This is a genomic window from Gracilibacillus massiliensis, assembly GCF_001458115.1.
GTDB classification, from domain to species: domain Bacteria; phylum Bacillota; class Bacilli; order Bacillales; family Amphibacillaceae; genus Gracilibacillus; species Gracilibacillus massiliensis.
Map to the genome: position 1 here is coordinate 452,248 of NZ_CZRP01000011.1, position 19,155 is coordinate 471,402.

Sequence of the window (19,155 nt, forward strand, 5' to 3'; positions counted from 1 at the left end):
TCTGTTGAATGATTGGCATAAGACTAGCGTATAAGTAAACTTATGTATCAATGGGTGAACATGCGTGTCAGCATTTAAACCTGGGATACATAAGGAAGGCTTATATAGCGATAGAAACCCAGTGTCAGAACCGGACTCGGGAAATCCGACCGTCCGGGATCGTATGGGGGTTGCAGGAAACGTGGTTCTATTGAATGCGCGCGCCTGCCATCTACCCGACTTTTCCTTTCCGCGGGTTTTTACCCTAAGCTAACTTTTTAAGCAAAGTGCGCTTAAAAAGTGGATCTTAGGGTAAAAACATCCCGGAGTGAAAACGGACGCCTGCGCTTTTTAATGCTCTACAACTAAAGTAAGAATAATCATATTGGCGTTATCCCATATCGCCTATGAATTTGTCTTTAGATCACTTATCATAATTAACAAAATATGTTCCTATCTGTAACAATCGATATTGCTAGTACTTGCATTCTTTGTAGAACTTCATTCAGCGGAGGCGGCCACTTCCACTCCTGTGGGACTGTTTTCCCTGAAGATCCACTTTTCCATGCGGTTTTTGCTTGGAAAAGTTAGCTGAAGGGAAAACCCCACTGCATAGAAAACACTACGAAAGCTTTGCTTGAGTAGATGTTGCACTTGTGCCCGTGGTAAAAGGGAAGTGGGCAAGCCGGAGCAATTTTTACGCAGTTATCAGATCTCAAAGATTATTTCACAGCGAAGGGTTATGGCGTATTATCCTGCTTATGCTCAATTTCATACTTGTGGGGTGGTAAGGATTTCTATATTTTTGGATCAAACGAACAAGATCTGATATTTTGTTAGCTTAGCTGGACGTTTCACTTTAATTGTTCATTAATGGCTTTTACTAAAGTTAAAGCTTTTTCCGTATCACCATGCACACAAATGGTATCTGCTTTTATCGTAATTTTCTCACCTTCTGTAGTTGTAACGACCCCTTGCTCGACCATTTCTTTTACTTGTTCGATAACATCTTCTGTTTCATCCAAAACTGCCCCCGATTCCGTTCGAGGTGTTAAAGTGCCGTCCTTTTGATAGGTACGGTCTGCAAATACTTCATTCATGACGTTTAATCCTTTTTCTAATCCTGCATCTATTAATTTACTATTAGCTAAACCCACTAATATTAGGCTTTTATCAAAGTCCGCAATCGCACTGGCAATCGCGCCTGCAAGTTTGTAATCTTTGCATGCCATATTATAAAGGGCTCCATGAGGTTTGACATGATCGAGTTTAACACGATGAACATTCGTGAATCCTTGTAATGCGCCTAATTGATAGACGACAAGATTATAAACAGATTCTGGGCTCATCTCGATATTTCTACGGCCGAAACCTTGTAAATCTTGAAAACCTGGATGTGCGCCTATTTTTACGTTATGCTTTTTTGCTAGCTTTATCGTCTGGTTGATCGTATCTGGATCACCAGCGTGAAAACCACAAGCAATATTAACAGCATCTACAAGTGGAATGACCTTTTCATCATTACCAATTTGATAAGCACCGAAACTTTCTCCTAAATCACAATTTAATATCATTCTTTTCATTACCGAACCTCCGACCATTTCTCAAAAATAAATTGCTGTATTTGTCGATATAACTTAAGGCGCTCATGCAGAAGCTCGATCGCCTCATCAACTGAAATTTGTTGGAAACGGAAAGACTGACTAGGTCGTATTTGACTTAATTTTCCGAGATCAACCTTTGCTACTTGACCGATCTTCGGATAACCGCCTGTCGGTTGCCCATCTGCCATTAATACAATCGGTTGTCCGTTAGCTGGAATTTGAATAGAACCAAATGTGGTCGCTTCTGTTAATAATTGCTGCTGATTTTTTCGCTGAATAGTTGGACCTTTTAACCGGTAACCCATGCGATTGGATTGCGTCGAAGTAGACCAATCGGTTAATTCAAATGATTGATGATCAAACCAGTCATACTGAGGTCCCTTAATATATCTTACTGTCTGGGAAGGCTGCACCATATAGTCGAAAAATGAAGGGTTTAACCGCCAGTTACTTAATGAATGAGTAGTGAAACTCATGTTTAACTGGATGGTATCACCAATTATCAATTTTCTACCTAAGAATCCATCCACCTTTGCTCGAGCGATCGTACTTCTGCTACCAAGAACAGCGTCAACGTCTATACCACCTTTTACAGCAATATAGCTATACAAGCCAGTTTTAGCAGTGCGAAATTGAAGAACATCTCCTTCATTAATTGAAATCGGTTTGCCCAAAGGGATAGGTTGGTCGTTCAAATTAGCTGACATATCAGCACCTGTTATCGCTATAATTGTAGTTTTGTGAAATTTAATGGTTGGACCAATGAAACTCATTTCTATCAAAGCTTCTTCAGGATCATTTCCGACTAAAAGGTTGGCCATCACTGAAGCAAATTCATCCATGGCACCACTAACAGAGAAACCATAGGATTGATAACCAGTTCGTCCTTTATCCTGAATCGTGGTATATAGACCTTCCTCAATAACCTCTAATGACATGTCTAGTTCGCTCCTCTTGGTAAATCTGTTCAAATTCTGATTTGGAAATTGCATAAAATTTAAGCTGGTCTCCAGGTGAAAATAATGTTGGTCTATCTTTTTTAAAAGGTAATAAATTGATCGGAGTTCTGCCGATTATGTTCCACCCTCCAGGTGAAGAACTAGGGTAGATACCGGTTTGCCCTCCAGCAATACCAACCGACCCTTTAGCTACTTCTAATCTAGGTTTGTCTCTTCTATCCGTAGCTAACCTTTGATCCATACCCGTTAAAAAAGGAAAGCCGGGTGAGAAACCTAAAAAGCCAACATGATAGATAGGGCTGGTATGGATCTTTATGACTTCTTCCACTGAAAAATGATTGATATCTGCTAAAGTTGCTAAATCGATTCCATATTCTTCTTCATAACAAACAGGGATCATATGAAGGGTACCCTGATCATTTTTTGAATCGCCAAAATCCTTAATAATTTCTTGCAGTTTCAATTTCAATTGCTGATGACTTATTTTGAAAGGATCGAAATAAATCGTTATCGTGCAATAACCAATTACTGCTTCGACGATCGGCAGGCTTGGATGATTAGTAAGCTCATATTGTAATGAAATTAATTTTGGTGATAGATCATTTTCATCGTGGAAACGAATCAGGATGGCATCTTCAGCGATCGATTGCAGATCCATAAAAACATCCTTTCTTTTAGATAAATCTAGTACCTTTATTTTAACGAATAAAGGATAGAGAATAAAATATTAAGTAAATACAGTACTTAAGTCCTATTCATTATATATAGTAACAGATAAATAGTCATGTTATAATAGACTCATATATAGTTTGATTGTCATAGGAAATAAAATGGCAACCAGAAATTACATAATTGTAGGGGGAAAAGGTGTGAAGAGTTTTTTTTCGAAATTTAAACTGAAAAATCTTCAGTTTGGCAATGTTAAGATTGGGTCTAAGTATGGGTTGATTCTCGGAATAGTATTAGGGTTGTTTGCTATTTCAACATTAATAGTAGGTTTCTTTTTGCAAAGTGTCCAGACGGAGATCGACGCGATGGATCGTAGAGCGGATAGGGCAGCAGACGTAACCGAAATGGGCTCACTAATTCGAGCAAAAAGTATTCGAGTCTATCAGTATATGGATGATCCATCATCAGACGTAGTAAATGAATTTAATGAAAGAAGAGAATTATTTGATGCATTAAAAGAAGAACTAGAACCGAAAATGAATACAGAAGAAGAAAAATCACTATTTTCAATTATTTCCGAACTGGATGAACAATTCAACCTACGTTTTAGTGAGGTTGTTAGTTTTGTCAGTCAAGGAGATATGAATAATGCCGCACATGTAGCAGGATCAGCTATCAATGCTCAATCGCAAACTGTTGAACAATTAGATAAATTAAAAACATTAGTGAATGAACAACGAGATATTGCCTCTGATTCAGCAACAGATAGTCAAACACGAGCATTATTTGCATTAATCATTGCAATCATCATCTCAATAATTATAAGTATTATTTTAATAACAATCGTTAACCGTATGATCGCTAAAAACTTAACACAAGTCGTGGAAGTAAGTAATCAAATTGCGGATGGTAATCTAAAAGTACAATCGATAGATTACAAAGGAAATGATGAGATAGGTCAATTAGCAAACTCGATGAACACGATGAGTGCAAATTTACGCAACATTATTGAGCAAGTCTCTACTGTTTCTGATACCGTTAGTGCTCAAAGTGAAGAGTTAAACCAGTCATCTAACGAAGTGAAGACTGGTACAGAACAAATTGCGTCTACTATGCAAGAATTAGCTTCCGGTACAGAAACACAGGCTAATCATGCTGGAGATGTTGCTTCCAAGATGAGTGATTTTTCTCAAAAAGTACGTGAAGCAAATGAAAATGGCGATAAAATCGAAAAGGCCTCGACGAATGTACTGGGTATGACGGCAGATGGACGTGAAATGATGGAATCTTCTGTTACTCAAATGGGTCGTGTGAATTCGATTGTAAAAGATGCAGTTGAAAAAGTTAGAGGGTTAGATGGCCAAACTAAAGAAATATCAAAACTCGTCGCAGTTATTAAAGATATTGCAGAGCAAACGAACCTGCTAGCATTAAATGCTGCAATCGAATCTGCAAGAGCTGGGGAACATGGTAAAGGTTTTGCAGTAGTAGCCGATGAAGTTCGAAAATTGGCAGAGCAAGTAGGTAGCTCTGTTACTGATATCACAGGCATTGTATCGAATATTCAAAACGAATCCTCCAATGTTTCACAATCACTTGAAGAAGGATATGGTGAAGTAGAAGCGGGTTCTGAACAAATCGGAAAAACAGGAGAGACGTTTGAAAAAATTAATGATGCTGTCAATGATATGGTCGTAAGTATTCAGACAGTTACAACAAATCTTACGGAAATGACGACAAGTAGTGAAGAAATTAATGGTTCTGTAGAAGAAATTGCATCGATTTCTGAGGAATCTGCTGCAGGTGTAGAACAAACATCAGCTTCGGCCCAACAAGCGAGCAGTTCAATGGAGGAAGTTTCTTCAAACTCAGATGAACTAGCCAAATTAGCAGAGGAATTAAACGGCTTAGTAAGACAATTTAAAATATAAGCAAAAAATCCCATATCAATTGATGTGGGATCTTTATTTTTAAGAAGTAATATTATATCAAATCATATTTAAAATAGTGAACAAAAGTAGGATTATACGATATAACTTTAATGGTAATTATGACACTTTAGAACTGCGTTACAACCGCTCCGGCTTGTCGGATTCCCTTTCTGCGTTTGTTTCTCCTCAGCTAACTTTTTAAGCAAAGTGCGCTTAAAAAGTGGGTCTTCGGATAAAAACTTCCCGCAGGAGTGGAAGCCGACGCCTGCGCTTTATTGTATTCTGCAACTCAAGCAAAAATAATCATGTTGGCGTTATTTCATATCGCCTATGAATCTGTCTTTTGATTACTTATCATAATTAACAAAAATGTTCATATATCTAACAATCCAAAATGCTAACATTTGCAATATTTGTAGAGTTATTCAGCGGAGGCGGCCACTTCCACTCCTGTGGGATAGTTTTTCATGAAGATCCACTTTTCCATGCGGTTTTTGCTTGGAAAAGTTAGCTGAATGGAAAACCCCACGGAAAGGGATGTGGGCAAGCCGAAGCGGTTACCTCGCACATACCCTTTTTCAAAATTGCTATCGTATTGTCCTCTTTCTATATATTACAGAATCTCACCTAAATACAGGACTATGCAAGATGATCTGTATGTTGATACAAAAGGATCATTGTAAGGTAAAAAGAACTACATAAAGTTATAGTAATGTATACGTTTTCGTGATAAAATAGATTTACGTAATTAGCTTTTTAGTCATTATACATACGGTGACAACGATACTGAAATTAGGGGGGATGATGTTGAAAAAGCTAAAAGATAAATCGAAACGGAAAAAATTAAGTTTTAGTAATTTAAAGATTGGTTCTAAATACGCATTTATATTATCAATTGTACTTGTATTATTTATTATTTCAGCGGTTGTTGTGGGATTCCTGTTGCAAAACATCCAAACCGAAATCGAATCAATGGAAAGACGAGGAGATCGAGCTGTAGATGTTACCGAAATGGGTTCACTTATTCGCGCTAAAAGTATTCGAGTCTATCAATATATGGATGATCCTACGACAGAAGTGGAAGAAGAATATACAACAAGAAGTGAATTGTATGATGCTTTAGAAGCAGAATTACAACCAAGGATGAATACAGATACAGAAAAAGCATTATTTGAGCAAATTGAAACATTAGATGATCAATTAAATCGTAAATTTAATGAAGTGATAGGGTATATGAGACAAGGAGAGGAAGAAATTGCTCTAAGTACTGCAGAAGATGCTAATGCCATACAGCTCGAGGCAGTAGAAAATCTGGACCAACTGACATCGTTAGTAAATGAAGACAGAGCTTTAGCGGCAAGAAATGCTCAAACGAGTCAAACGATTGCTTTAACTTCATTACTTATTGGAATCGCTATTTCGATCGTGATCAGCATTCTTTTAATTACCATGGTCAATCGTTTGGTTTCCAGAAATTTAAACAAAGTTGTAGCTGTCAGTAATCAAATTTCAGGTGGCGATTTACAAGTAGAAGAGCTCAACTATCACAGCAAAGATGAAATAGGACAACTAGCAAGCTCAATGAATACGATGAGTGCTAACTTACGACAAATTATCGAACGTATCTCGAATGTATCTGAAACAGTCAGTGCACAAAGTGAAGAAATGAATCAATCCGCAAATGAAGTGAAATCCGGCACCGAGCAGATCGCTACTACGATGCAAGAGCTAGCTTCTGGTACAGAAACACAAGCGAATCATGCCGGAGATGTCGCATCAAAAATGAGTGATTTTTCTCAAAAAGTAAGAGAAGCAAATGAAAACGGTGAGAAAATCGAAGGTGCCTCAACTAACGTACTTGGTATGACAAAAGATGGACAGGAAATGATGACTTCATCTGTAACTCAAATGAATCGAGTGAATCGAATTGTTAAGGAAGCGGTGGAGAAAGTACGTGGTCTTGATGGCCAGACAAAGGAAGTGTCAAAACTAGTAGCAGTAATTAAAGATATCGCCGAACAAACGAACCTGCTAGCATTAAATGCAGCAATTGAATCAGCAAGAGCAGGAGAACATGGGAAAGGTTTCGCAGTAGTAGCGGATGAAGTACGTAAATTAGCCGAGCAAGTAGCAAGCTCTGTTACAGATATTACTGGAATTGTCACTACTATTCAGGACGAGTCTTCAAATGTTTCACAATCATTAGAAGTGGGTTATGGAGAAGTTGAAGAAGGAACAACTCAAATAGAGAAAACAGGAGAAACGTTTGAACAGATTAACCATGCTGTCAACGATATGGTTACAAGCATTCGAACGGTAACCGGTAATCTGACGGAAATGACCGCAAGCAGTGAAGAAATTAATAGTTCCGTTGAAGAAATCGCATCGATCTCAGAAGAATCAGCTGCAGGAGTCGAACAAACATCTGCTTCCGCCCAACAAGCAAGCAGCTCTATGGAAGAAGTATCTTCAAACTCAGACGAACTTGCAAAATTAGCAGAAGAATTAAATGGATTGGTAAGACAATTTAAACTATAACGAAAAAAACGAGTCTAGAGCAGAAGTATATTGTAAATAGAAAATCCAAACGATCGAATAATTTCGATTGTTTGGATTTTTATATGTATTTTACTCAAAACTAGATCTAGTAATGTATGTTTTTGTTTAAGAGGAAAGAGTTATTTCCTCTTCACGGGAAACTACACGCGCTTAACGGGATTTCATCCGCTCTTCACGGGAATTCACTTTTTCTTCACTGGAATTGTCTTCGGCTTCACGGGAAAAAAGCATAATTCCCGTCTAGCGAACCATGATTCCCGTCAACAGCGCCGCAATTCCCGTGAAGAAAATATAAGCAAATACTTCTCAATTTACTTATATTACGTTTACGTCATTTATCAAAATCTTTTTCACTGATTAAAATATCATTGACAATATTATAGATAGACAATAGTTCATAAAGGATAATGACCTCAGGGGTAAATAATGTATGATTGGCATCCTCGTTTGGTTTTTTGCTTTCCCAAAATTGATTCATTAACTTTTTCACTTGTTGGCGGTAAGCACTGGCTTTATAATGGTCTGGATATTTCATGAAATCAACCAATGTCTCTACCATCTGTACAATATCATCACATTCTTGCTTCGACCAACAGACTTGTTGAATCGGCATATTGATTAAATTGCCAATATGATAATGAATCAGGCGTAATCGGGTCAAATTTTTCTGTTCATATTCAAAAACACTTTTGGTACGAGCATCCAAACGATGATATTTCGATTCATCGGATTGAAAATGTAATAATTTATCAGTTTGATCCAACGTATTTTTTAACGTGGAAAAGCGGCGGTCGATTTCTGTTTTCTTACTTGTTAGTTCACCTTTTCCGATCACTTGTTTTAAAATAATTTCTAATTCTTCACCGGTTTGTTTTAATAAATCATTGATATTTGTCATGATTTTTTTTGTGTAATTCGGTGGTAAAATAAACATATTAACAAGTGTCGAGACAAGCAAACCTATGGTTGTTGTTCCTAGTCGTATAAAGAAAGAGTAAAAGAAATTGGTATGAATGACTTCAATCATGGCAACAGAAGTTAATGTTGCCACAAGTAATCCTGCGTGCAAACCTAAACGATAACACGTTATAATCGTGAATAAGGCTGCTAACGTATAGGTAATCGGAGAATCACCAAATAAAAAAATGAAAAATACCGCATATGCCGAACCAATCGCTGATGCTGGGAATCGTACAATACCTTTTTTAATCGAGGCCGCTACTGTTGGTTCAATCGTGACAATTGCTGTAATCACTGCAAATACTGGAGGCCAGCCGATCCACTCACATATTAATGACGTTAAAAATACCGCTAAAGCCGTTTTGATCACTCTTCTGCCAAAAAGGCGATAACGTAACTTGGATAGTTTCATTACAGACATACTCCTTCAAACAATCTATTTCATAGTATACATCATCTAGATATCTGTTTCCATGTCAATCTGAAAAAGTAAAACGTATCTTTTGCAATCTAAAAAAACTTTCTGTAAAATACTTGTAAACGCTTTCTTATTTACTGCATATGATGTAGAATAAGAGGTATAGTTTCAAGTTGTAATATGCGTTGTGAATTTTTAAGGAGGTGTTGATCTTGCTTTCTGTGAAGATGTTAAAACCTTATTACGTGAAGGAAGAAGATAAATATATTCGAGTGGTGTTAGCATATCAATATTTTTCTTTATTGATGGATGATGAAGTATATCATTTTGTACCACTTGAGGCACGAGAAATCCGAATTAATCGCAAGACGCAGACAATCGAAAATCAAGAATCGGTTTTTGTTTTTCAAAAAGGAAAACAATACAACCGGATTACATTAGCTGATTTAATGAAGGTGAAGGATTTCCAACAACACCTAACCACTATTTTAAGTCCATATATCATTATGACAGAATCAGAAGAAAAAACAGATAATATTGATCATGTTATCATGGAATTAGAAAGAAGTAACTTATTGCGTTTAATTGACCGTGCTCTAGATGAAAAAAATCTAGCCAGTTTTCAATTATATACAACAAAACTAAATGAAATGTAAGCTTAAAGTAGTAGTTGCACAAGCATCTGCTACTTTTATTTTTACTTGCTATTGTAATCGCATTCCTCGTAAAATAGAAGTAGAGGAGGTGTGACATGGATTTAGGTGTAAAAGGTAAAAAAGTACTTGTCACAGCAGCGAGTAAAGGTCTTGGCAAAGCTTGTGCAAAGGCTTATGCCAAAGAAGGCGCACAAGTTTACATAGCAAGCAGAAATAAACAACAATTAGAAGAGGCGGCACAAGAAATAATTGAAGAATCCGGCAACAATCAGGTCTCCTCGATCGTTTGTGACCTCACGAAAGCTGAGGACATTAAAGAAATGATCACACGTATTGGAACGATTGACATTTTGATTAATAATTCAGGTGGACCTCCAGCAGGAAAATTTGATGATTTTAATGACGATGACTGGCAGCATGCGTTTGAATTATTGCTGATGAACATCATACGTACGGTTAGAGTAGTGACACCAGGCATGAGAGCACAACAATTTGGCCGAATTGTCAATATTACCTCTAGCTCGATGAAGCAAGCATTAGATGGCTTATTATTGTCCAATACCTTTCGACCAGCAATTGTCGGTCTGTCCAAAAGTTTGTCACAAGAACTTGCTTCAGATAACATTCTGATTAACTCGGTTGGACCAGGGACAATGGAAACAGATCGAATTCGTGATATCTTTAAACAACAAGCATCGACAGAATCGGTAGAAGAACGCTTAGTAAAAGCAGGAGAAGACGTACCAATCGGCCGAATTGGTCAACCAGATGAATTTGCCAAGGCAATTCTGTTTTTAGGTTCCGAAGCAAATACATATATCACCGGACAAACTTTAATCGTAGACGGTGGCGCAATGAAAACATTATGATAGGGAGAGATCACATTGACCAAGTTAAGATGGGGAGTTTTAAGTACAGCACAAATTGGGAGAACACAAGTAATACCAGCGATTCAACGATCCAATAATGGAGAAGTTGTAGCGATTGCCTCAAGAAACGAGCAGAAGGCAGAGGAAGCGGCAAAAGAATTGGGAATTCCAAAGACATATGATAGTTATGATAGCCTGTTAGATGATCCTAATATTGATGCCGTTTATATTCCATTACCGAACGCGATGCATAAAGAATGGGTGATTCAGGCTGCCAACAAGAAAAAACATGTACTCTGTGAAAAACCTGTAGCTATTACTAATAGTGAATTAGATGAAATGCTTATCGCGTGTAAAAAGAATAAAGTTGTCTTCATGGAAGCATTTATGTATCAATTCCATCCGCAACATCAGAGAGTAAAAGAATTAATCGAAGAAGGTGTGATTGGGGATGTTGCCTTTATGCGTGCAAGCTTCTCCTTTTATTTAGAAGATCGCAGCAATATTCGTCTAAGTAATGAATTAGGTGGCGGGGCAATGTTTGATGTAGGCTGTTATGCATTACATGTGATCCGCAACATTTTAGATCAAGAGCCAGCGAGTGTTTATGCCAGTGCAAATTACCATCCAGAATTAAAAGTAGATACAACGATGGCCGGTACACTAAATTTTGATAATGGCATTGTCACATCGTTTGATACAAGTTTTGATTGTGCACCACGTGAAAGTTATGAAGTGGTCGGCTCAAAAGGAAGTATTAACGTAACATCCGCTTTCCGTCCAGATACGAACGAAAATATGGCTGGTGAAATTATTGTAACTAAAGACGACGGAACAACAGAAGTAGTAAAAGAAGCAGGAGATCAATATACCTTAATGGCAGAAGACTTTGCTAACGCCATTCTAAATGATCAACCGTTAACATATGACTTAACAGCTATGCAAAATCAAATGAAAGTTTTAGATGCCGTTTACGAAAGTAGTAAAAAAGGAGAAGTAGTAAAACTTTAATGTTCAGGAGCACAGTAGGTTTCTGCTGTGCCTTCTGCGTTATTTTGTAGGAAGGGAGAGAATAATGTTACCAGAAAAATCAATAAAATTATCTAAGCATCAAGCGTTGCTACATCGCTTACCAGAACAACATCCATTGTACCAAATGGTATCTGATCGGTATCGGCGTTATGATTCAGGACAAGCAGGAGAAACAAACCTCGAATATTACCTCGGTCAATCCCAAATAACTTCACTTCATTTTTTAAAGGGTTTACGTATGGAACATGATACCCCTTTTCAAATCGATTGCCTTATCCTCGGATTAGGATTCCGCATACTTCTGGAAGTAAAAAACATCACCGGCACTATCTATTTTGATCCTTATTCCCGTCAATTAATTCGTCAAAAAGGAAGTACTAAAGATATTTTTCCTGATCCTTTATTTCAAGTAGAACGACAATACATGCATTTGCGTAACTTTTTCCTAGAGCATAATATAGAGCAACTACCAACCTATACAGCAGCTGTATTTGTCAATCGCAATGCAGAACTGCAACTCCACGATTACCCCGAACGAAAGCGTATTTTAACTGCACAAGCTATTCCATCCTTTTTAGAAAAAATCAATTCGAATCATCCAGCAAAAATTTCACACTCTAAAAATAATGAGATCTCATCTTTTTTAACTAATCAGCACAGAGAAGCATACTATCCGATTCTCGATAAGTATGCAATTCCTTGGGAAGATATCATTAAAGGAGTTCGTTGCCCAAATTGTCATCAATATGCTATGACGAGAATAAGAATGCGCTGGCAATGTCCTCACTGTGGAGAAAGAAATGCTACTGCACATCTGGAAGCTTTATATGAACAAGCATTACTGACGGATAATAAGATAACGAATAAGATCGCAAGGGAATTCCTTCAAATATCATCAGCAGAAGTAATCAAAAAGATATTGCAAAGAGCTCCACTTGTTCGAGTAGGGGAGACAAAAGGATCGTAGTATAAACATTGTGATTTAGCTCCATTTTTATAAAGTGCCCGAATTAGCTAAAATATTGCCCGAATAATGTGAAAAAGTGCCCGGATTCCTCACGAAAGTGCCCGGAAAAATAAAAAAAGTGCCCGAATTGTCGCATAAAGTGCCCGATATAATAGAAAAGAGCTAGCACTAGGCTAGCTCTTTCGCTATTTTATTTCAGATAAGACGTTGCCTACTTTTTCGGCGACGTAACCACTTCCGTTACTTTTGTCTTCGATATTTTCAACCATCATCGAGATGATGATACTGCTATCTTCTGGATAACCGACAAACCAGCCATTTTCTGCTGCACCTTCTTCTTCGAGCGTTTGTTTCAGTTCAGCTGTGCCCGTTTTACCTGAAACACCTAGGCCATCAACATTCGCGCCACTTCCGGTTCCATCTGTTACAACACCACGCAATGCATCTTGAATAATGTTGGAGTTTTCTTCAGATAATAAACCTTCTTTCCAGCTTTGCCCTTTTTCTTCATCTAATAAGAGGGTGGGCTGTACAAGATTTCCATTATTTAAGAAAACGGAATAGCTTGTGGCTAACTGTAAGGCGCTCATTTCAATCTGACCTTGACCATAGCTTGTATCTGCTAATAACACTTCACTGCTCAATGAGCCATCTGATGAAATCGAACTATCTTCAATCGGATAAGTGAACGAGAATTCCTCGCCAAGTCCAAACTGCTTTAGACCTTCTATAAAGCTTTCTTCTCCCATTTCTAATGCTTGTTGGGCAAAATAAATATTATCTGAACGGACAAGTGCGTCTTTTAAATCGACTGGACCGCTAGATTCTGATACACGACGCACTGAGTAATCTCCCCAGCCTTCTTTTTGCCAGGTTAGTCCGTTGATTGTAAGTCCTTCATTCGGATCGATACTCCCATTTTCTACTCCGATCGCACTTGTAATTGGTTTAAAAGCAGATCCAGGAGCAAAAGTTGCTGTAAAGCGATTTAATAAAGGATTTTTCGGATCCTCTTGCCATTCGTTCCATTGATCACCGCTAAGCCCGTAAACAAATGCATTTGGGTCAAAAGAAGGACTGCTAACTAATGCTAGTGTTTCACCAGTAGTAGGGTCTATCGCTGACGCTACCCCCGCGTCATCGCCAAGTGAATGAAAAATACTCTCTTGTACACTGGCATCAATTGTTAGATTGATATTGTCACCATTTTTTACTTCTTTTTCAGCCAAGGTGATCGGGTCTTGATTTTCTTTCTCGATATAAATTTCAACACCTTCTTCACCACGTAACTCTTCTTCAAATAATTCTTCCAAGCCACGGTAACCGATCATATCACTTTCAGAATAGATCTCACTGTCGACTTCTTCTAATTTTTCAGCAGTGATCGGTGCAATATATCCAACAAGATGTGCTGCAGCTTCCCCTAAAGGATAAATTCTGCCTGTTGGGGTTTGATATTTTAGTGGTGCTAATGATGCTAATGCCTCTTCAAGATCACCATTCAAGCTTGGAACGACTTTTAATGGGACAAAAAGGTGAGGCTCTACCCAACCAGCATTCATCGCCGAGTCAATATCATCCACCGAAATATTTAATACTTCCGCAATTGCTTCTTTTTCCTCTTCTTCTTGTCCTTCTGTAAATAGTTGAGGCTCCACCCCGAATTCATAGACGCTTTCATTAACTGCCAGACCGCGTCGATTTCGATCATATATTTGACCGCGAGAAGGTGAAATAGTGGACATACCAACCTCTCCGCCATCTTCTAATTCAGGAAAAATCAGTCCTTGATGCCAATTGACTAGCCAATCAATTTGTTCTTCCTCTTCTACCGTTTCGATCGTTTTTACCATTTCAATCTCTGTTTCAAAAGAAATAGGACCTGCTACTGTTTCCATACTGACTTGAAGCGGAAATGTTTGTTGTTCGATTTCCTCGATGTCTACTTCTTCCTCGTCTTCACCTGTCTCTGGTATTTCAAAGTCAACAGCTAATTCGCTAACTTCAATATCTCCATAGATTTTCGGATAACGATCGAACGTTTCCTTTTCTGCTTCTTCTACCATCTCATACATACTGTCAAAATCTTGTTCGTTCCAATAATCGACATATTCTTGCAAACGATCTTCTGGCATGACTTGTTCCTCGTCCTCTTGGCAGGCGGTTAGCATCACCGCTATACTAGCCAAAAGTAAAAGAATAATTCGTTTCATAAGTTTGGCTCCCCCTTATGTAAGTGTGAAAAAAGCGTATTGTAAAGATCAATACGCTTAATTAATTGGTTTTGCATATATAATATATCTATCTGGTGCATTTCCAACATATGAAAATGGGTAACATGTTGTAATAACCAATTCTTCATCCGGTGCTGTTGATTTGATAATAGTCGTATCGTCGGCGTCTACTATCTTGGAATCAACCATTTCATATTCAAACTCTCCATATGGAAGTTTAACAGTAAAGGTATCACCAATTTCAACTTCGCCTAAGCTGCGAAACACGGTATCACGATGTCCTGATAAAACAATTTGGTCATTTTGCTCAGGATAGGCAGAACCACGGTAGTGTCCAACACCTTTTTCTAAATCATCAGGATCTGTCCCTTCGACAATTGGAAGTTCTGCATCAAGGGTAGGTATTTCCAATATCCCAACGGCATCACCGATCTCAGGGAAGAATTCCTCAGGTGATACTTTTTTAGCCTCGTTCGTTTCTTTTGATGATTGCTCAAGCAGTGTTGTTGCTTCGGTCATTGCTTGTTTCTCGGCAGCCTGAATTTTGAAATATTGATAGCCACCAATTCCAAGTAATACAAATCCAGCAAGGATAAAAAGTAGAGCTACTTTTTTCATAATTGTTTAACACCTCTTTAATATGTATTATCCATATTATACTAATAATGTAGCAAAAATGCACGTGTTTGAGAACAAAGATTTTTGGTTAAATTAGTATAGAAAAAATAGTTATCGACTCTAAAGAGTAGTTATGACGTTTTAACGAATGAAACATTAGGACTTTAGTCTAATTTTAACGATATTTAACACAAAATCGTCATAAGCACTTGCATAATTCGACAAAAAGTCGTAACTTTATATAGAACGAAATAATATAATATGATATAATGAAAACTCGTTAATAAGAAAGAAGGTGAATTGTTGTGATTGGGCCTAAGATTCAAGAATTAAGAAAAAGAAAGCGTATGTCATTATCGGAAGTTGCGGAACAAGCAGGGGTTGCTAAATCGTATTTAAGTTCCATTGAACGTGGAATTCAATCGAATCCTTCTATTCAATTTATGGAAAAGATCGGGAAGGTGTTAGGCGTATCTGTAAATGAATTATTAATGTCTCAATCTGATGAAGAAATTAAGGAACAATTAGATGATGAATGGTTACGACTCGCAGAAGATGCCATGAACTCTGGTGTATCCAAACAAGAATTTAAAGAATTTCTGGAATTTAATAAATGGAAACAAAAACAATAGTAGCCTAAAACATAGATCACATAGTCAGCAACTGGAAGAGAAGTAGCTGGCTATTTTTGTGTCTTTTAAAATATATGTTATATAACCGACGATAGCTTAGTAGGAACAATCATGTCATAATAGGTTGTTAGTAACGCACTTTACTAATAGAAAATGAAGAGTCATAAATTGAAAAAAAACAAGAAAAAAGAGGAGTTTTAAGGTTAAATGAAGAAATTAGTATATTGGATACTCCCAATTCTATGGATGGCTTTAATCTATTATTCATCAGACCAGCCCTACCAAGAACAGGATATAAAACCTTTCTTATCAGATTATATTGATCTATCTTTTTTAGAACCATACTTACAAACGATCTCCTTCACGTATAATCAATCCGAAGTAAGTATCGATCAATTAGGTGTGAATGGCTTGATAGAATTCTTTATTCGTAAGGGTGCTCATGTTGGGGTTTTTATGGTATTGTGTATCTTGTTTTATCTTGCATTTCAGCAAACAAGCAAGTATAGCAATCGCAAATTTTTAAGTTTTTTTGCTTTTTTTGCAACTTTACTGTACGCTATATTTGATGAATGGCACCAAAGTTGGACACCTAATCGCACACCATACATAGGGGATGTTCTCTTAGATGGTTTTGGCGCACTATTAGCTGTCTTGTTGATGCTAATCATCTTTCGAATAAAAAATAATAAGTCTAACAAGTTACGAAAATAGAGGCAACTTCATATTTTAATATAAGTAAGGCAAAAGGGGCTGAGATAGTTGACGGAGCAAGACGTATATCGATCAATTCTTCAAAAGATGTTAGATCAAACGGAGAGAAAACAAATCGATAACTCACAAGATTTTATAAAAAAATTAACAAATGAAATTAAACAAGCGAAAGTATCACCTTTTCATGAGAATTTATCACGGTAAACGGACCTAACTCCCACTGATTGAAGTCTCACTTAATAGACTGCTAAACAACTGGAGTATAAGAGATTTTACTAGAAGTCTCGCATATTCCAGTTGCTATATTTCCTGGGAAATAGTTTAGTGAGCAGAAACATCTAGTTCGATGTAAGAATCTTCACCTTCTGTTATATCAGCATTACCACTAGTTAAATCGGTTATCCAATCGATAAAAAAGTTTTCCTCACCTATTAGAACTCGCACATGTATCGTCACAACATCTAAATATTCGATATTTTCTAACAAATAAGTAGATTGACGTAATTCATTTTCGATTTTGCCAAGCAGTGTATAGTCGACCTTAATATAAAACGTTCGCATTCGTTTTCTTTCGACAACTCCTGTGGTATTAATTGCTAACGTCGTTGTGCTTGAATAAGCACGAATTAATCCTCCGGCACCGAGCTTTGTTCCACCAAAATACCGGGTTATAACGACTACTGTGTCTTTTAATTCTCTTTTTTTTAATACTTCCAAGATAGGAACTCCTGCTGTACCACTGGGTTCACCGTCATCGTTCGCTTTTTGAATTTGATCATGTTCACCAATCATATAGGCAGAGCAATTATGATTGGCATCCGCATGTTTCTTTTTAATGGATTGAATGAAATCTTGTGCTTCTTCTTCTGAAGTCACTCTTTTTACATAACCAATGAAACGTGATTTTTGAATGATTTGTTGATCTGTTCCTTCTATTTTTACTGTAAAGTACTGGTCCAGCATAAATAAATTTCCTCCAATTCGGGATTAAATTTGTATTCTCAAAAATAAAAAGTGTAAAATGAATGTAATAGGGAATAAAGAATGTTAAAACTACCCCCTAAAAAAGAACTATATAATTCGTATGGTATGAATGACACTAGATAGTGAGGGTTTTTATATATGGGAAATAATGACCGTACATTAAATTATATAATAGAAGAGATGATAGATACAGTAAAAAACAGCAAAGATGAAGTGTTTGAAATTGCTGAAGATTCTCGTAAAGAACATGAGAATCTGAATAAAGAACTCTCTATTTTGAAAGAGGATGTTGCCCTCGTCATAGACGAAGGAGATCAGTTAGATAAGAAAACCAAGTTAGCAAGGAAAAAACTGTCAACACTCAGTAAAAACTTTCATCAATATTCGGAACAAGAAATTAGGAAAGCATATGATCATGCCCATCAACTGCAAACAGAACTAGTTGTCAAAAGAGATAAGGAAAAGGTTTTGCGAGAACGCAGAAATGAAATCGAATTAAGGTTGAAAGCGATTGAACAGATGGTAGCCCGTGCTGAAGGGCTAGTTGGTAAAATCTCAATTGTGCTTAATTATTTGAGTGAAGATTTTAAACAAGTATCCGATCTAATTGATGATGCCAAGGAAAAACAACAATTCGGCTTAAAAATTATTGAAGCCCAGGAAGAAGAACGTCGCCGTTTATCAAGAGAAATGCACGATGGGCCTGCACAGATGTTAGCAAATATAATGTTACGCTCTGAAATCATCGATCGCACCTACAAAAAAGGAGATATCGATAATGCGGTTCAAGAAATGCGTGGTGTTCGTAAGCTGGTGCGAGATTCTTTACATGAAGTAAGACGGATTATATATGACTTAAGACCAATGGCGTTAGATGACCTTGGGTTAGTACCAACCATAAAAAAGTATATTTCAACGTTAGAAGATCAGCATTCTAACATTCATTTCACATATAAGTCATCTGATGAACGATTGGACAGTCAATATGAAGTCGCATTATTTCGTCTCATTCAAGAATCGATTCAGAATGCAATCAAACACGCTGAGGCAAGTGAAATTAAGGTCAACCTTGATATCACATGTGATCGGATTATCGTGGGAATTACTGATAATGGCAAGGGATTTGAGCAATCTCAGAAAAAAGAAAAATCATTTGGTATAATAGGAATGCAAGAACGTATTGAAATGCTTGGTGGAGACATTCGAATCAATAGTAAAGTTGGAGAAGGTACACAAGTTTTCTTTAAAATTCCACTAAACCAAGAAAATCTTCATGCAAATTAACAAAAATTAGGTATAATAGTAGGGATGATGGACAAGTAAATAGATAGAAACAATACAACAAAGGTAATGGCAGATAGAGTAGAAGT

17 protein-coding genes are annotated in these 19,155 nt (G+C 37.1%); 10 read left to right on the forward strand and 7 right to left on the reverse strand.

Translation table 11 applies throughout. The features are described from left to right. Nucleotides 1-833: 833 nt before the first annotated feature. From BN3107_RS05740 to pxpB, 3 genes are read right to left on the reverse strand one after another with little or no spacing between them, the layout of a single operon-like run. Nucleotides 834-1,562 carry a 5-oxoprolinase subunit PxpA gene (locus tag BN3107_RS05740; protein WP_058306663.1) on the reverse strand — a complete coding sequence of 243 codons (729 nt, stop codon included), beginning with the start codon at nt 1,560-1,562 and terminating at the stop codon, nt 834-836. Continuing rightward, complete coding sequence (locus tag BN3107_RS05745; RefSeq protein ID WP_058306664.1) at nt 1,562-2,521, reverse strand: 5-oxoprolinase subunit C family protein; 960 nt, start codon at nt 2,519-2,521, stop codon at nt 1,562-1,564. Before BN3107_RS05745 ends, BN3107_RS05740 begins: the two co-directional genes overlap by 1 nt. Beyond that, nucleotides 2,502-3,200 carry a 5-oxoprolinase subunit PxpB gene (pxpB, locus tag BN3107_RS05750; RefSeq protein ID WP_058306665.1) on the reverse strand — a complete coding sequence of 233 codons (699 nt, stop codon included), beginning with the start codon at nt 3,198-3,200 and terminating at the stop codon, nt 2,502-2,504. Before pxpB ends, BN3107_RS05745 begins: the two co-directional genes overlap by 20 nt. Before the next feature lie 211 nt (nt 3,201-3,411). Here pxpB and BN3107_RS05755 point away from each other — a divergent pair, with 211 nt between their 5' ends. Both BN3107_RS05755 and BN3107_RS05760 read left to right on the forward strand, forming a co-directional pair. Continuing rightward, nucleotides 3,412-5,142 carry a methyl-accepting chemotaxis protein gene (locus BN3107_RS05755; protein WP_231735259.1) on the forward strand — a complete coding sequence of 577 codons (1,731 nt, stop codon included), beginning with the start codon at nt 3,412-3,414 and terminating at the stop codon, nt 5,140-5,142. An 804-nt stretch (nt 5,143-5,946) separates the two neighbouring features. Then, nucleotides 5,947-7,680 (forward strand): methyl-accepting chemotaxis protein, encoded by a 1,734-nt coding sequence (locus tag BN3107_RS05760; RefSeq protein WP_058306666.1) that lies wholly within the window; start codon nt 5,947-5,949, stop codon nt 7,678-7,680. 352 nt (nt 7,681-8,032) lie between these two features. On the opposite strand, the gene BN3107_RS05765 is transcribed toward BN3107_RS05760, so the two are convergent. Continuing rightward, nucleotides 8,033-9,073 (reverse strand): FUSC family protein, encoded by a 1,041-nt coding sequence (locus tag BN3107_RS05765; RefSeq protein ID WP_058306667.1) that lies wholly within the window; start codon nt 9,071-9,073, stop codon nt 8,033-8,035. A 227-nt stretch (nt 9,074-9,300) separates the two neighbouring features. Between BN3107_RS05765 and BN3107_RS05770 the strand changes: the two genes are divergently transcribed. From BN3107_RS05770 to BN3107_RS05785, 4 genes are all read left to right on the forward strand, one after another. Continuing rightward, nucleotides 9,301-9,735 carry an IDEAL domain-containing protein gene (locus BN3107_RS05770; RefSeq protein ID WP_231735270.1) on the forward strand — a complete coding sequence of 145 codons (435 nt, stop codon included), beginning with the start codon at nt 9,301-9,303 and terminating at the stop codon, nt 9,733-9,735. Between the two features lie 95 nt (nt 9,736-9,830). Continuing rightward, entirely contained in the window at nt 9,831-10,604 is a 774-nt protein-coding gene (locus BN3107_RS05775; protein WP_058306669.1) for an SDR family oxidoreductase, read from the forward strand. Nucleotides 10,605-10,619: 15 nt separating this feature from the next. Next, complete coding sequence (locus tag BN3107_RS05780) at nt 10,620-11,615, forward strand: Gfo/Idh/MocA family protein (RefSeq protein WP_058306670.1); 996 nt, start codon at nt 10,620-10,622, stop codon at nt 11,613-11,615. Between the two features lie 64 nt (nt 11,616-11,679). Then, on the forward strand, nt 11,680-12,603 hold the full coding sequence (locus BN3107_RS05785) for a nuclease-related domain-containing protein (protein WP_058306671.1): 924 nt from the start codon (nt 11,680-11,682) through the stop codon (nt 12,601-12,603). A gap of 185 nt (nt 12,604-12,788) precedes the next feature. Here the strand turns inward: BN3107_RS05785 and BN3107_RS05790 are convergent, their stop codons facing one another. Both BN3107_RS05790 and BN3107_RS05795 read right to left on the reverse strand, forming a co-directional pair. Then, the gene (locus tag BN3107_RS05790) at nt 12,789-14,816 is read right to left on the reverse strand and encodes a penicillin-binding transpeptidase domain-containing protein (protein ID WP_058306672.1); all 2,028 of its coding nucleotides are present in this window, start codon (nt 14,814-14,816) and stop codon (nt 12,789-12,791) included. Nucleotides 14,817-14,873: 57 nt separating this feature from the next. Beyond that, nucleotides 14,874-15,455: a class D sortase gene (locus tag BN3107_RS05795; RefSeq protein ID WP_058306673.1), complete on the reverse strand. Its 582-nt coding sequence runs from the start codon at nt 15,453-15,455 to the stop codon at nt 14,874-14,876. Between the two features lie 305 nt (nt 15,456-15,760). Here BN3107_RS05795 and BN3107_RS05800 point away from each other — a divergent pair, with 305 nt between their 5' ends. From BN3107_RS05800 to BN3107_RS19790, 3 genes are all read left to right on the forward strand, one after another. After that, the gene (locus BN3107_RS05800) at nt 15,761-16,087 is read left to right on the forward strand and encodes a helix-turn-helix domain-containing protein (protein WP_058306674.1); all 327 of its coding nucleotides are present in this window, start codon (nt 15,761-15,763) and stop codon (nt 16,085-16,087) included. Between the two features lie 207 nt (nt 16,088-16,294). Continuing rightward, a complete protein-coding gene (locus tag BN3107_RS05805) occupies nt 16,295-16,801 on the forward strand; it encodes a VanZ family protein (RefSeq protein ID WP_058306675.1) in 507 nt (168 codons plus the stop codon). Between the two features lie 48 nt (nt 16,802-16,849). Next, nucleotides 16,850-17,005: a hypothetical protein gene (locus BN3107_RS19790; protein WP_156416110.1), complete on the forward strand. Its 156-nt coding sequence runs from the start codon at nt 16,850-16,852 to the stop codon at nt 17,003-17,005. Nucleotides 17,006-17,122: 117 nt separating this feature from the next. On the opposite strand, the gene BN3107_RS05810 is transcribed toward BN3107_RS19790, so the two are convergent. Further along, complete coding sequence (locus BN3107_RS05810) at nt 17,123-17,764, reverse strand: YigZ family protein (RefSeq protein ID WP_058306676.1); 642 nt, start codon at nt 17,762-17,764, stop codon at nt 17,123-17,125. A 159-nt stretch (nt 17,765-17,923) separates the two neighbouring features. Between BN3107_RS05810 and BN3107_RS05815 the strand changes: the two genes are divergently transcribed. Continuing rightward, nucleotides 17,924-19,069 (forward strand): sensor histidine kinase, encoded by a 1,146-nt coding sequence (locus BN3107_RS05815; RefSeq protein WP_058306677.1) that lies wholly within the window; start codon nt 17,924-17,926, stop codon nt 19,067-19,069. The last annotated feature ends 86 nt before the right edge of the window (nt 19,070-19,155 follow it).

Coding starts and splice junctions, on each gene's coding strand:
- BN3107_RS05740 (WP_058306663.1), bottom strand. CDS start 1,562: ATGAAAAGAATGATATTAAATTGTGATTTAGGAGAAAGTTTCGGTGCT.
- BN3107_RS05745 (WP_058306664.1), bottom strand. CDS start 2,521: ATGTCATTAGAGGTTATTGAGGAAGGTCTATATACCACGATTCAGGAT.
- pxpB (WP_058306665.1), bottom strand. CDS start 3,200: ATGGATCTGCAATCGATCGCTGAAGATGCCATCCTGATTCGTTTCCAC.
- BN3107_RS05760 (WP_058306666.1), top strand. CDS start 5,947: ATGTTGAAAAAGCTAAAAGATAAATCGAAACGGAAAAAATTAAGTTTT.
- BN3107_RS05765 (WP_058306667.1), bottom strand. CDS start 9,073: ATGAAACTATCCAAGTTACGTTATCGCCTTTTTGGCAGAAGAGTGATC.
- BN3107_RS05775 (WP_058306669.1), top strand. CDS start 9,831: ATGGATTTAGGTGTAAAAGGTAAAAAAGTACTTGTCACAGCAGCGAGT.
- BN3107_RS05785 (WP_058306671.1), top strand. CDS start 11,680: ATGTTACCAGAAAAATCAATAAAATTATCTAAGCATCAAGCGTTGCTA.
- BN3107_RS05790 (WP_058306672.1), bottom strand. CDS start 14,816: ATGAAACGAATTATTCTTTTACTTTTGGCTAGTATAGCGGTGATGCTA.
- BN3107_RS05795 (WP_058306673.1), bottom strand. CDS start 15,455: ATGAAAAAAGTAGCTCTACTTTTTATCCTTGCTGGATTTGTATTACTT.
- BN3107_RS05805 (WP_058306675.1), top strand. CDS start 16,295: ATGAAGAAATTAGTATATTGGATACTCCCAATTCTATGGATGGCTTTA.
- BN3107_RS05810 (WP_058306676.1), bottom strand. CDS start 17,764: ATGCTGGACCAGTACTTTACAGTAAAAATAGAAGGAACAGATCAACAA.
- BN3107_RS05815 (WP_058306677.1), top strand. CDS start 17,924: ATGGGAAATAATGACCGTACATTAAATTATATAATAGAAGAGATGATA.